Source organism: Fibrella aestuarina BUZ 2, from assembly GCF_000331105.1.
GTDB classification, from domain to species: Bacteria; Bacteroidota; Bacteroidia; order Cytophagales; family Spirosomataceae; genus Fibrella; species Fibrella aestuarina.
This window is the reverse complement of the sequence record NC_020054.1, coordinates 332,264-345,366: the sequence shown is the minus strand read 5'-3', so window position 1 is coordinate 345,366 and position 13,103 is coordinate 332,264. Positions and strand designations below refer to the sequence as shown.

The 13,103-nt window shown below is 57.9% G+C and carries 11 protein-coding genes; 6 read left to right on the top strand and 5 right to left on the bottom strand.

The annotated features are described in order from the left end of the window. Positions 1-15 precede the first annotated feature (15 nt). The 3 genes from FAES_RS01310 to FAES_RS01300 all read right to left on the bottom strand — a co-directional run bounded on the left by FAES_RS01310 (position 16) and on the right by FAES_RS01300 (position 2,100). Entirely contained in the window at positions 16-618 is a 603-nt protein-coding gene (locus tag FAES_RS01310) for a cytochrome c oxidase subunit 3 (protein ID WP_041257345.1), read from the bottom strand. A gap of 90 nt (positions 619-708) precedes the next feature. Then, a complete protein-coding gene (locus tag FAES_RS01305) occupies positions 709-1,548 on the bottom strand; it encodes a 4-(cytidine 5'-diphospho)-2-C-methyl-D-erythritol kinase (protein WP_015329372.1) in 840 nt (279 codons plus the stop codon). A 48-nt stretch (positions 1,549-1,596) separates the two neighbouring features. Further along, the gene (locus FAES_RS01300) at positions 1,597-2,100 is read right to left on the bottom strand and encodes a VOC family protein (RefSeq protein WP_158408742.1); all 504 of its coding nucleotides are present in this window, start codon (positions 2,098-2,100) and stop codon (positions 1,597-1,599) included. Positions 2,101-2,346: 246 nt separating this feature from the next. Between FAES_RS01300 and FAES_RS01295 the strand changes: the two genes are divergently transcribed. Continuing rightward, positions 2,347-2,538, top strand: coding sequence for a hypothetical protein (locus tag FAES_RS01295; RefSeq protein WP_158408741.1), 192 nt, complete (start codon positions 2,347-2,349; stop codon positions 2,536-2,538). 31 nt (positions 2,539-2,569) lie between these two features. Then, positions 2,570-2,920 carry a DUF6970 domain-containing protein gene (locus FAES_RS01290; RefSeq protein ID WP_015329369.1) on the top strand — a complete coding sequence of 117 codons (351 nt, stop codon included), beginning with the start codon at positions 2,570-2,572 and terminating at the stop codon, positions 2,918-2,920. A gap of 3 nt (positions 2,921-2,923) precedes the next feature. On the opposite strand, the gene FAES_RS01285 is transcribed toward FAES_RS01290, so the two are convergent. After that, complete coding sequence (locus FAES_RS01285) at positions 2,924-4,102, bottom strand: glutathionylspermidine synthase family protein (protein ID WP_041257342.1); 1,179 nt, start codon at positions 4,100-4,102, stop codon at positions 2,924-2,926. A gap of 130 nt (positions 4,103-4,232) precedes the next feature. Between FAES_RS01285 and FAES_RS01280 the strand changes: the two genes are divergently transcribed. Together FAES_RS01280 and FAES_RS01275 are read left to right on the top strand one after the other, a co-directional pair. Further along, a complete protein-coding gene (locus FAES_RS01280) occupies positions 4,233-6,980 on the top strand; it encodes a DUF7133 domain-containing protein (protein ID WP_198409032.1) in 2,748 nt (915 codons plus the stop codon). 41 nt (positions 6,981-7,021) lie between these two features. Continuing rightward, positions 7,022-8,059, top strand: a complete 1,038-nt coding sequence (locus FAES_RS01275; RefSeq protein ID WP_015329366.1) for a sugar phosphate isomerase/epimerase family protein — start codon at positions 7,022-7,024, stop codon at positions 8,057-8,059. Positions 8,060-8,161: 102 nt separating this feature from the next. Here FAES_RS01275 and FAES_RS01270 read toward each other — a convergent pair whose 3' ends face one another. After that, the gene (locus tag FAES_RS01270) at positions 8,162-8,803 is read right to left on the bottom strand and encodes a Cj0371 family chemotaxis-regulating polar lipoprotein (protein WP_015329365.1); all 642 of its coding nucleotides are present in this window, start codon (positions 8,801-8,803) and stop codon (positions 8,162-8,164) included. A gap of 346 nt (positions 8,804-9,149) precedes the next feature. Here FAES_RS01270 and FAES_RS01265 point away from each other — a divergent pair, with 346 nt between their 5' ends. After that, positions 9,150-9,518, top strand: coding sequence for a YtxH domain-containing protein (locus FAES_RS01265; RefSeq protein ID WP_015329364.1), 369 nt, complete (start codon positions 9,150-9,152; stop codon positions 9,516-9,518). Positions 9,519-9,946: 428 nt separating this feature from the next. Further along, the gene (locus tag FAES_RS01260) at positions 9,947-13,084 is read left to right on the top strand and encodes an efflux RND transporter permease subunit (protein ID WP_015329363.1); all 3,138 of its coding nucleotides are present in this window, start codon (positions 9,947-9,949) and stop codon (positions 13,082-13,084) included. The last annotated feature ends 19 nt before the right edge of the window (positions 13,085-13,103 follow it).

Sequence of the window (13,103 nt, the reverse complement as noted above, 5' to 3'; positions counted from 1 at the left end):
ACATTATTCATTCGCCTACATCAGCCGCCAGTCGACGCGGTGGTGGAAGAGCAGGAAGACGAACAGCACGATCCACAGCACGTCGACGAAATGCCAGTAGAGGGTCAGTAGTTTGATTTTTAACTGGTTGGGTGGGTTGACGCTGTAGACGAACGCTTCCACGTAGGCCCGACGGCGCAGGGCTTCCACCAGCGCGATGGTCAGGAAAATCAGGCCGATCAGGATATGGAGCAGGTGTAGCCCCGACAATACATACACGAACCCACCAGCCGGGTTGCCTTCCAGGCCCACCCCCGCCCTCACCATCTGCCGCCAGCCCCAGGCCTGCAACAGGATAAACAACGTACCCAGAATAAGCGTCGTGGCGACGTTGATGCGGTAATTGGCGAACTGCTCGTGCTGGAAGGCGCGGGTCGCGTTGTGGAGCGTCAGGCTGCTGAGCAGGATAACCAGCGTGCTCAGGATGAAGACATTCGGCAGCGCCACGTCGGCCCAACCCGGCCCGGTTTGCCGCACAATGTAAATTCCCAGCAGTACCGTGAACAGCAAAACGCTGCCCCCAATACCCAGCCACAACATAAACCGAAACGGCTCCCGCCGCTTTGTCAGACGACTCATAGTGTACAGTTTCGCGTTTGGTGTTTTGGGTTGACGTTAGCTACTGCGTTCGTAAACGTCAACACCCGAGGCGCCAAACTCGAAACTACGTTAAAGCTTGCTTTCCCAGACTGTATAACCCGAAAAGGCGTCGGTTTTATCCGGGGGCGACGAAAAAATGCCGTAGATGGTCGAGCCGCTGCCGCTCATGCTGGCGTAAAGGGCTCCGTCGTCGTACAATTGCTGTTTTACCTGGTCCAAAACAGGGTATTTCGGAAAGAGACTATCCTCGAAGTCGTTGTGAACGGTGTCGCGCCATTGGTCGATGGGCGCTTCAATGAGCGTGCGTAGCGGAACGGCTGGCTTACGCGGCGTCACGCCCGCATAGGCTTCGGCGGTCGAGATGGCCAGATTAGGGTACACCAGCCGGATGTAATATCCCGCTAAATCGAGGTCGATGGGTTCGAAAACATCGCCTTTCTCGACACAATACTGCGGCTTATTCTGGACGAAAAAAGCACAGTCGCTGCCCAGTCGCCGAGCGTAGGTTTCGCGTCGATCAACGCTTAATCCCAGCGAAAACTGGCTGTTGAGCAGGTTGATCGTGGCAGCGGCATCGGCCGAACCGCCACCCAGCCCCGCGCCGATGGGCACCACCTTATGCAACTGCATCTGAACCGGCGGCAGGTCGAAGTCGGCCCGGAGCAGGGTGTAAGCGCGAACGCACAGGTTCCGGCCCGGGTCGGGATCGCCCGGGATGGGCAGGCCGCTCGTACTGAACTGAACCGAATCCGTAATCACCGACGAATGCCCTGGCTGACCCGGAATGATCTCGAGCACATCGGACCAGTTGACCGGGTAAAATACCGATAGCAGATTATGAAACCCGTCGGGGCGGCGTTCGGTGAGCTGAAGACCCAGGTTGATTTTACAGGCCGGAAAGGCAAGCATAGACAGGTGTGAATGAAGTTACGGGTGGGAGTGGAGTCGTCGATGGTGTTAATCGACGGAAGTGATTGATTTCCAGAACCATTTGCCCGCCGACTGAATAAAGCCCTGTTTGTTGGCCCGGCCTTCGTAGAGCTCGATCAGGTAGCCATCGGGGTCGGTCAACTGGAGCACGGGCTGCCCCGATGCGCCAGCTTGGCGGGCTACGGCGGCGCTTCGCTGTTTAAGTTGTTGTTCGGTCTGCCGCAACGAGCCGACCTGCAACGCCACGTGTACGCCACTCGTGCGCAGGCTGCTCACGTCGGTTCGGCGCTCGACCAGCCGGAGTTGCTGCCCGCCGCCAATATCAAACCAGGCCTGACTGCCCGAGAGCGCTCCCGGCACGGCCACACCCGTTAGCCCCAGCACATTTCTGTAAAAAGGCAGACTCACACCAAGTTCGCGAATGGGCAACACGATATGGCTAAAGCCCTGAAGACTGGCCTGCGCCCGGGTGGTGGTGGCCGAAAAAAGGAATAAACCCAATAGCCAAACCCATAGCATTCGTTGTTTCATAAGTTGACGACGTCCGTTTGCAGGATCGTCCGCGAATATAGACTTCATTTGTACTGAGTAGCCCCGGAATTATTGCCCCGTAGCCCAGTTGGAAGATGCCAGCCCGACGCGTCGCGTTGCACGGTATCGGTTAAATAGGATGAACGGCGCCGGGCCATGACGACGAATCCACCAACGTACCCACGGTGATTTCGTCAACGTATTCACCAATAGAACGTACCTGGCATGTCTTTACTGTATCGGTTTATGGCTTCTTTCCTCCTGCTAAGCTTACTGGCAGGCGGTGCCTGCTCATCACCCAACCAGGCTTCACAAAATGATCCCGCCGACCCGGCTACCGACAGCCTGGCCGATGGGCTGATTCTGACCGACACGACTGTTTTCGACGACGACACGCTGGAAGTAGCTCTGCCCGCTCAACCAAAACCCAATAAGTAGCGTTACGTACTAGTATAACAAGTCGCTGACGATGAGCCGGTTGTTCGTGTATCTAGTTCTCATTGCCTTGGCCGGGCTGTCGTGTAAAAACGAGCACGTCCTTGCCAACGTACCGGCGTGCATACGGCAGCGCATTCAACAACTGGAGGCCGCGCCCGTCCGCAACCCGCCGGGAAGCGTTTACCGTTACACCTACAAAGGCAAGTCGGTCTATTACCTTCCGCCTGACTGTTGCGATCAGTTCAGCGAGTTGATCGACGAAACGTGCACCGCGCTCTGTGCGCCCGACGGAGGGCTGGGCGGCAGTGGCGATGGCCGTTGCCCTGATTTCTGGACCGAAGCAACCAACCGGGAATTGATCTGGCAAGACCCGCGCAAGTAGCCGCTAGTCGACTACCACGTGCCCCACAAACTGGGCCGTATTGTCCAGAATCTTGCCGCCCCGCCGAAAACCGAGCGCACAGGCTTCGCCCGCAAAAAACACCCCCGCCTGATACCGATGCCCCGCCGCATCGCTGGGAAAATCAATGTATTGCTGGTAGATTTTGGGGTAATCGCCGTAGTCGCCCTCGGCCGTTTCGGTGGCTTGTCCGCCCGCATCGAGCAGCCGGATATTGGCCCCTTCGCGTCCGAATAGCACTTTTTCAACGGATGGGATGCCCGTCAGCGGCTTTCTTTCGGTGCGCAGCAGCAGCGGGTGATTAGGGTATAATTCCCAAAGGATGACGAGGATCGCTTTCGACTGAAACAGCAAACTATAAGCCGGATTTAGGACCACCGCTTTCCGCCCTTTTACAATCTGGGTCAGTAGTGCAGTTAGCTCGGGCTCATCCTCGGCGATGTACTCCCAGGGTACGAGCTTGAACCAGAAGTCGTAGCGCGTAAACTGCGGGCGGCCATCCGGTCCCTTCTCGAACCGATAAATGCCTTCGTCGGCTGAAAATTCGACCTCATCGATATAGGCAAACGCCACCTCGAAACCGGCCTCCCGCGCCGCCTCGCCCAGTAGCGCCACGTTGGTGTCGTCTTCGGGTGCCTCGCGCATGGCCGAGAGCAACAGCGTGGGTGTCAGATCCGGATTCTGGCTTTTCAACTCGTTGAACTGGCTCACCAGCGCCTCAAACAGCCCGTTGAATTGCTGATCGTCGTCGAGGCCATTGGCACGCAGGTGCGCATATTGAACCACCGCCGTTTCGGGCAGGCAGGTCGCCGTATCGGCATTGAACTCGATCAGCTTAATCCCCGAATCACCCCCGGCCAGATCGAACCGGCCGTAGAGCAGAATATTCCGATCGTCGTCCCACGAGTGGCGGATCAGGTCAACCAGATTGGCCGGAATGCCCAGTTCGGCAAAGCGGTCCTGATCGATCACCCGCTGCCCCGCCGCCACCAGCATCTCAAACAGTTCGTTGGCTGCCTGGGCGTAGGCATCGGCGTCGCTGGCCGAGACCACCACAGCTTCGTTAGTCAGATAGGGGAGAGTGTCAGTGCCCAGCATCCATTCCCAGCCGAGTTGCCGGAGTTGCGCATCGGGGGATTGCGTAAGGGATCGTAGCGAAATCATAGTAGCTTCTGGCTGTATTTTCCTTAGGATAAATGGTAATTCAAGGTGGTCGAGGCGCGCAGGTGCGGGGGCCAGCCGGTAACAAATTTGATTCAGGATTATGTTGATACGTCCTACTACCCTCCTTTGTTTGACCGGTGCCCTGCTCATCGGTGGCTTATCGGCTTACGTCGACACCAACCCCGTCAGGCAGGTGCGTCTCCGGCAAACACTGGCGGCTGATACGCTGCCTAAGCTGAGCCTGCCCGAAGGCGCCGACCCCAACGATCCCGACTGGAAAGACGTCGATCTGGAATCGAAAGCGCCCGTTCAGCCCCTGTCGCCCGCCGACGAAGCCAAGCAGTTTCTGCTGCCGCCCGGCTACCAGATCGAACCCATCCTGACCGAACCGGCCATTCAGCAGCCCGCCGCCATTTCGTTCGATGCCAACGGGCGAATGTACGTACTGGAACTACGTACCTACATGCTCGACGCCGACTCGAAAGGTGAATTGGCCCCCACGAGCCGAATTTCGCGCTGGGAAGACAAAAACAACGATGGCATCTACGAAACCGGTACCACCTTCGTCGATAACCTCATCTTCCCGCGCTTTGTACTGCCCTACGGCAAAGACTGCATCCTGTCGATGGAATCTGACGCCGATAACGTCTATAAATACACCGACACCAACGGCGACGGCAAGGCCGACAAAAAAGAGTTTTTTACGAACAAATATGGTCGGTCGGGCAACGTGGAGCATCAGCAGGCCTTCATGTACTGGGGCATGGACAACTGGCTCTACAGCACCGTCAACGCCTTCCGGGTGCGCGAAACGCCCAACGGGGTGATTCGTGAAAAAACGGGCTTTAACCGGGCGCAGTGGGGCGTCACGCACGACGACAACGGCAAACTGTGGTTTCAGGGTGGGGCCAGTGGCCTGCCTTCGTACTTCCAGTTTCCGATTCATTACGGCAATTTCGACGTACCCAACGAGTTCGCGAAGGGTTTCGACGTACCCTGGGGTGCGGCCGTCAAGCTAGCCGATATGCAGGGCGGTATGGACGAAGTGCGCCAGCCCGACGGCTCGCTCAAACGCGTGACGGGTTCGGCCGGTAATGACGTGTACCGGGGTGACCGCCTACCGGCTGAGTTGAAAGGCCAGTACTTCTACGGCGAACCCGTTGCCCGCATTGTCCGGCAAATCAACCCTGTCGTAAACGAGGGCCTCACTACCCTGCACAACGTGTACCAGGAACAGCAGTCGGAGTTTTTGCGCTCGACCGATCCGCTGTTCCGCCCCGTCGACATGACCACCGCCCCCGACGGCACCCTGTACATCACCGATATGTACCACGGCATTATTCAGGAAGGGCAATGGACGCAGCGGGGTACGTACCTGCGCACCAAAATCGAACAATACCAGCTCGATAAAGTGGTGGGGCTGGGGCGCATCTGGCGCATCACGTACACGGGCAAGGAGCGCGACAAAACCCGGCCCAATATGTACGGCAGCCCGTCGGCGGCACTGGTGAAACACCTGGCGCACCCCAACGGCTGGTGGCGCGACGCCGCCCAACAGGTGCTTGTGCAACGCAAAGACCTATCGGTGGTGCCGCAACTAACGGCACTAGCCCGCACGAGCCCCAACCATCTGGCGCGTACCCACGCCCTCTGGACGCTCGAAGGGCTGGGCGCTTTGCCCGCCGCTACCGTGCAGCAACTGCTGAAAGACCCCAATCCAAAAATCCGGATTCAGGCCTTGCGGGCAGGTGAAACGTTGTACAAAACGGGCGATAAAACGCTGGAGCCAGCCCTCAAGCAGGCGATGGCCGACACCGATACCGACGTGCAGATTCAGGCGATGCTGACGGCGAAAGTGCTGAAACTGCCTGATCTGGAAACGAGCATAAAAGCGGCGATGGCCAGCAACACGGCGGCGGGTGTCAAACTGGTTGGCGAGCAGATTCTGACCCCAGCCCGGCCCCGCAACATGGGCCCGTTTGGCGCGCCGGAGCTGAGTGCAGTACAGAAGGCATCGGTCGAGCGGGGCGCGCTGATCTACAATGAACTCTGCTCGCAGTGCCACGGCAACACGGGCCTGGGTACACCGGCGGGCAACGGGCGGCTGCTGGCTCCGGCGCTGGCTGGTTCGCTCCGGTTGCAGGGCCACCCCGAATATGCCGTCCGGGTGGTGCTGCACGGGCTGGAAGGACCCATCGAGGGCAAGACCTACGCCGGGGGGATGATGGCGAGCATGAAAGAGCAGTCCGACGAATGGATGGCCGATGTGCTGTCGTACATCCGTAACGGACTATCCAACGACGCGCCGCTCGTGTCGGCGCAACAGGTTGCTGCCATTCGGGCCAAAACCATCGACCAGAAAGGGTCGTACCAATTCGCCAGCCTGACTAAACTCACGCCGTTTGAACTACAACCCCAAACCCTGAAAGCGACCGCCAGCCATACCAGTTCAACGCGCATCGGCGGCAACGTATCGCCCGCCAGCGCCTTCACCTACGAAGGCTGGTCGACGGGCGGGCGGCAGGAAAAAGGCATGTGGTACCAGATCGAACTGCCGCAGGACGTACGCGTGGCCGAACTGCATTTTACGGCCAGTCCGGTGCGGCGGCCGGGCTGGAAACCAACGCCCGGTGCCCCGCCGACGCCCCCACCGATGATTCAGACGTACCCACGTACCTACACCGTCGAAACCTCAACCGATGGGCAGCACTGGCAGGTGGCCAAAGCCGATCAGAAAGGGACCGACGGCGACAATGTATTGCTGGTCAACAGCCCCAAGACCCGTTACCTGCGGCTCAGCCTCGCCGAGAACGTACCCAGCAACCCCGACGACGTACCCTGGTCGATGCGCCAGTTGAAAGTATTCGCTCAGCAATAAGTCTGTTCTACCAACCCAACATACATAACCGCCTTACTAGCATGAATAATCAACAGTCACGTCGTCATTTTCTGGGTACGTCGGCGGCCCTTCTTTCGGGTGCCGTTCTGGGTACCAACAAGCTGTTCGGGGCACCGGCCATTGTGCGCCACCTCGACAAACCCAATTCGCTTATCAGCGGCGTTCAGATCGGGGTCATCACCTATTCGTTCCGCGACATGCCCGACCAGACCGCCGAGGCTACGCTGCAATACGTGCTCGACAGCGGCATCAACGCCATCGAACTGATGGGCGGCCCCGCCGAAACCTTTGCGGGTGCCCCGAAAAACACGGTGGATATGCGGGCACTCTTTCCGCTGATGCGCAAACGCCGGGATAACCAACCCCTGACCGACGACGAACAGAAGCAACTGGCCGAAGCCGACAAGCAGATGAAGGCCTATCGGGCCGAAATGGCTACCTGGCGGCAATCGGCGTCGATGAGCAAGTTTGAACAGCTTCGTAAGCTGTACAACAAAGCGGGCGTGAGCATCTACGGCTTCAAGCCCGATGCGTTCGGGATGCAAAACTCCGATGCCGAGATTGCCTACGGCATGAAAGCGGCCAAAACGCTGGGCGCCAACCAGGTAACGCTCGAGCACCCGGCCAATGACGCCCACACGCTCAAGCTGGGGCAGATGGCGCAGAAGCACGGCATCCGGGTGGGCTACCACGGCCACGAGCAGCAGACGCCCACCTTCTGGGATACGGCGCTGGCGCAATCGCCCGGCAACGCGATGAACTTCGATCTGGGCCACTACGTCGCCGCTGGTCAGCCCGATCCGCTGGGGTTGATCCGCCAGAAGCACGACCGGATTGCCAGCATGCACATTAAAGACCGGCAGGACCCGGCGCACGGCAAAGGCAACCTGCCGTGGGGACAGGGCAACACGCCTCTTACCGATGTGCTGAAGCTGATGCGCGATCAGAAATACGCCTTTCCGGCCACCGTCGAACTGGAATACAAAGTGCCGGAAGGCTCAACCGCCGTCGCCGAAGTGAGGAAATGCGTCGACTACTGCCGCAATCTGCTGGCGTAAATAGCGTTCAACGTTCAATGTCCAAGGTTCAATGTAGCTGACGTCTCAGTATGGCACGTCAGTTACATTGAACCTTGGACATTGAACGTTGAACGTAGTTTCTCACCCCCCAAAACCCCGGCTGAAGCCGCCACCGCTCCGGCTGCGGAAGAAACCGCTTCGTCCACCGCTGGGGCGGCTCGTCACCACCCGCGACGAGGTAATGGTACGGCCCAACTGCTGCGACCGGTTATAAAGGTTGGAGTTGGTATAAAAGCCCGAACTGTAGCGCTGTTCGTTATAATTGGCACTGTTGCGGCCCAGCATGTAGCCCAGACCGCCCCACAGCAGCGCGTTGGCCAGCCCGTTGTGGTGGTAGCTGCCATACTGGTTCGGGTTATTGAAATATTGCTTCGTCGATGGGTCATTCTGCACCAGTCGGCGGGCGGCTTCCACACTCAGCGTATCAGAATGCCCATCGCGGTACTTCACGATCGCCCCCGACTGACTGGGGTCCGCTTCCACCTCATCGGTAATTTTGAACTCACCTGGCGTCGTTTCGGTGATCACTGACCGCACGCCTTTTTTGTAAGTAACGACATCACCACCCGCCCCATCGTCGTAGTCGCCCTTAGCGCGGTCGTCGTTATTGCCGCAGCTTTGCAGCGTAACCGCCGCGCCCCCGAGCAGCGTCAGGGAAAGCGTAGCCCCCAGCGTGATGTCTTTTACACGCCGGATCAAAGAAGATTGCCGAGTGGGTGTCATGGCGATGCGTTGTTTATAGCTACTAAACTACGCCAGTCAACAGGAGGTTGCAAAACGTTGCTTGGCAGGCGGCGTAGGGGTCGGATGAGGGGTCGCTGCTAAGTACCAGTTCGGTTGCCTTCGATTGGCGATTCGCTGGTCGACGTCGACAAACATGAGTTTCAGTGATTGTCCCACTCAAACCACAGAATCGAGTAACAATACCCACACTACCAGGTTGAGTATCAACTAATATGAATCGACAACTTGCTAATAGACAGCCAATTGTATTTATTCAATTGCTCTGGCACGATATTGACTTATGAGTAGGCGTACCATCACTGTGCACTAGCACTCAACGAATACCATGAATTTCGAATCACGCAAAAGCCCCCAAGATTATATCTCAGATCTCATCAGCAGTGACCGCAGTTATGCAACCGGTATCTTGACGGGCCTGGTGGCTGGTGTGGCTATTGGCCTACTGTTCGCTCCAAAGTCAGGTAAGAAGTTGCGCCGGCAGATCGCCAAGGCTACGGGAAACCAAGCTGACGAACTGCAAAAAACGTGGCGCAAGACCACGGCTCACACCCGCGAGGCATTGGCCGATGCGAAGGACAAGATTCAAGACAAAGTGAAAACATACAGCGAAGACGCCGAAGACAAAGCCGATAGCCTGATCGACGGGCTAAAGACAGGTGTTGACAAGGCGAAAAGCTCCCTGCATATCGGCTAGCATAGCCCAGCTTGCACCAATCAACTCAACGTTATGAAAAGAACACCCCGGTTAGCTTAGGCTAGCCGGGGTGTTTTGCTGTTTTTTTTAGCCAGACAAACTAATTGTAATAACCCATCGACACACAGCTCTTACAAGAAAGTAACAGGATACAATCAGGCTCAAAGAGGAGTCAATCGGTATACAGCTAGTACGTCTAAAATTCTTTCTTGATATTATACAATTATATTTTTCCTTTCCCCTCTTTCCTTGTTAGGATAACTAGTTCGCTGGCAACCAATTTTACCCACCAATTGTTGGCGTGGTAGATTATTTTCGATCGATTTTCTTGAAAATATACAAATTTACTTACACTGGCAGCGCCGGTTAAGTAGATGCGGTCAGCGCTTTTACTTAACCACCGTTTTTCATAAACCAGCTACGCCCTCATGTGGATTGTACGCCTTGCGCTTGAGAAAAAATATACCATTGCGGTGATGGCGCTGCTGATCCTCATTCTGGGGACGGTAGCCAGCCTGCAAATGCCCACCGATATCTTTCCGCGCATCAACATTCCCGTCGTGACGGTGCTGTGGGGCTATTCGGGCCTGTCGACCAACGAGATGGAGAAGATGGTAACCAACTTCTCGGAAACCTCGCTGATCAACAACGTGTCGGACATTCAGCGGGTCGAATCGCAGACCTACAACGGGACGGCCGTCATTAAGCTTTATTTCCAGCCGACCGTCAAGATTGAAGAAGCACTGGCGCAGGTGGCGGCGATTTCGCAGACGATCATCGTCAGGATGCCGCCCGGCACGCAGCCCCCGCTCATTGTCCGCTACAACGCCACCGACGTACCTGTGCTGCAACTGGGCCTCTCGTCGGACAGCCTGACCGAATCGCAGATCACCGACTACGCCGCTACGCGCATCCGCCCCCAGATTGCCACGGTGTCGGGGAGCCGGATGTCGCAGCCCTTTGGGGGACGTACCCGGCAGATCATGGTCGATCTGGAGCCGGAGCAACTGCTGGCGCACGGCCTTACGCCCGAAGACGTGACCAACGCCGTGTCGGCCCAAAACCTGACGCTGCCCAGCGGTTCGCTACGGATGCAGGAACGCGAATACACGGTACGCCTCAACAGCAAACCCGACGTGATTTCGACGCTCAACGACGTACCTATCAAAGTAGTCGGGGGCACTACCGTCCACATGCGCGATGTCGCCAACGTACACGACGGCTCGGCGGTGCAGGCCAACGTGGTGAAGCAGGACGGTAGCCGAGGGGTGTTGCTGAGCATCGTGAAAACGGGAAACGCGTCAACCACCCGCGTGGTCGACGAGATCAAAAACCGGGTATTGCCCACCGTGCGGGCGTCGGCGCCGTCGGGTCTGCGGCTGGTCGATCTGTTCGATCAGTCGGTGTTTGTGCGGGCGTCCATCAAAGGCGTGGTGGTCGAGGGTATCATTGCCGCCCTGCTCACCGCCGCCATGATTCTGCTCTTTCTGGGTAGCTGGCGTTCTACACTCATCGTCGCCACGTCGATTCCCCTATCTATTCTGGCCTCGCTCACCACGCTCTATCTGCTGGGCGAAACGCTCAACATCATGACCCTCGGCGGGCTGGCGCTGGCCATCGGGATTCTGGTCGATGATGCCACGGTAACCATCGAAAACATCCACCGGAATGAAGAACTGGGCCTGCCGCTGCGGGAAGCCATTCTGGTCGGGGCGGCGCAGATTGCCACGCCCACGCTCGTGGCCACGTCTACGATCTGTATCGTATTCGTCTCGGTACTCTTTCTGGAAGGACCGGCGCGGTTCCTCTTCGGGCCGCTGGCCATGGCCGTGGTCTTCGCCATGATCGCCTCGTACATCCTCTCCCGGACGCTGGTGCCAATGATGGCCGATCTGATGTTGCGAAATGAGCGGCACGACGGTGGTTCACCCAACTCGTTCGTGGCGCGTTTTAACCGCGGCTTTGATCGCTTTCAGAACAACTACATGAAGGGGCTGACCTGGGCGCTTAACAACCGCAAGACCGTGCTAGCCTTGTTTGCGCTGATGGTGGGCGTTACGGTGGTGATGATGCCGTTCGTGGGTCGTGACTTCTTCCCGCACGTCGATGCCGGGCAGATTAAACTACACCTGCGGGCTCCGGTGGGGGCGCGGCTGGAAGAAACTGAGCGCGTGGCGGCCGAAACGGAAGCCATAGTGCGCGAAACCATCCCCGAAGCGGCCATCGAATCGGTGATCAGCAACATCGGGCTCACCTCGGAGCGCTACAACTTCATCTTCACCGATAATGCCGCCGCCGGTGCGGGTGATGCCGAACTGCTGATTTCACTACGGGAAGATCGCGATCGCCCCACCGACGATTACGTGCGTGAACTGCGCAGCCGCCTCCGCGACGAGATGCCCGACGTGACTTACTTCTTTTTAGCTGCCGACATCGTCAGTCAGATTCTGAACTTCGGGCTGACCTCGCCCATCGACGTGCAGGTGAGTGGCTTCGACCGGGGCAACAACCTCAAAATTGCGCGGGAACTTCGGCAGCGGATCGCCCAGATTCCCGGAACGGTCGACGTGCACCTGCATCAGGTGCTCGATGCGCCCGAACTATTTCTGACCGTCGATCGGGAGCGGGCTGCCCAGTTTGGCCTGACCGAACAGCGCGTGGCCACCAACCTGAATATCTCGCTCAGCGGCACCGCGCAGGTACGTCCCAACTTCTGGCCCGATCCGGTTACGGGCTTCCCCTACCTGATTGCCGTACAGACGCCGCCTTACCAACTCGACTCCTACGACAAGCTGCTCCGTACGCCGCTGATCAGCAACCAGCAGACGCTTACGCCGCAACTGCTCAGCAACGTAGCGACAATCAAACGTAGCACGACGCCGCAGATCATCAACCGGGTCAACACGCAGCCGACCTACGACGTGTATGCCGCCGTGGAACGCACCGATCTGGGTTCGGTGGCGAAGGAGTTGGAAAAACTGGCGAAGGAGTTTGAACCCCAACTCAAGCCGGGTAACAAGATTGCCATCCGGGGGCAGGTCGAGAGCATGGAAAGTGCCTTTAGCCGCCTGGGTATCGGTATTTTGTTTGCCGCTCTGCTGGTGTACCTGCTGATGGTGGTCAATTTCCAGTCGTTCAAATACCCGTTCATCATCATTACGGCGTTGCCCGGCGCACTCTGCGGCATGGTCTGGATGCTCTTCCTGACGGGCACCACGTTCAGTATCCCGTCGCTGATGGGCGCCATCATGAGCGTGGGGGTCGCCACGGCCAACTCCATCCTGATGGTGAGTTTCGCCAAAGACCACCTGCCCGACGTCGGCAACAATGCTTACGAAGCGGCCCTCGAAGCTGGGCGTACGCGCCTGCGCCCCATTTTGATGACGGCCATCGCCATGATTATCGGGATGTTGCCCATGTCGTTGGGGCTAGGCGAAGGCGGTGAGCAAAACGCCCCGCTCGGCCGCGCCGTGATCGGTGGTCTGCTGCTGGCAACCTTTACCACACTGCTGTTTGTACCAACCGTATTCAGTTATTTGGCTAAAGAGAAAAAAAGTCATGCCTAGTCATCTGGCTTTGCCGTCA

Bases quoted from the DNA above. Each gene is read 5' to 3' on its own strand.
- FAES_RS01310 (WP_041257345.1), bottom strand. From the start codon at position 618: ATGAGTCGTCTGACAAAGCGGCGGGAGCCGTTTCGGTTTATGTTGTGG.
- FAES_RS01305 (WP_015329372.1), bottom strand. From the start codon at position 1,548: ATGCTTGCCTTTCCGGCCTGTAAAATCAACCTGGGTCTTCAGCTCACC.
- FAES_RS01300 (WP_158408742.1), bottom strand. From the start codon at position 2,100: ATGAAACAACGAATGCTATGGGTTTGGCTATTGGGTTTATTCCTTTTT.
- FAES_RS01295 (WP_158408741.1), top strand. From the start codon at position 2,347: ATGGCTTCTTTCCTCCTGCTAAGCTTACTGGCAGGCGGTGCCTGCTCA.
- FAES_RS01290 (WP_015329369.1), top strand. From the start codon at position 2,570: ATGAGCCGGTTGTTCGTGTATCTAGTTCTCATTGCCTTGGCCGGGCTG.
- FAES_RS01285 (WP_041257342.1), bottom strand. From the start codon at position 4,102: ATGATTTCGCTACGATCCCTTACGCAATCCCCCGATGCGCAACTCCGG.
- FAES_RS01275 (WP_015329366.1), top strand. From the start codon at position 7,022: ATGAATAATCAACAGTCACGTCGTCATTTTCTGGGTACGTCGGCGGCC.
- FAES_RS01270 (WP_015329365.1), bottom strand. From the start codon at position 8,803: ATGACACCCACTCGGCAATCTTCTTTGATCCGGCGTGTAAAAGACATC.
- FAES_RS01265 (WP_015329364.1), top strand. From the start codon at position 9,150: ATGAATTTCGAATCACGCAAAAGCCCCCAAGATTATATCTCAGATCTC.
- FAES_RS01260 (WP_015329363.1), top strand. From the start codon at position 9,947: ATGTGGATTGTACGCCTTGCGCTTGAGAAAAAATATACCATTGCGGTG.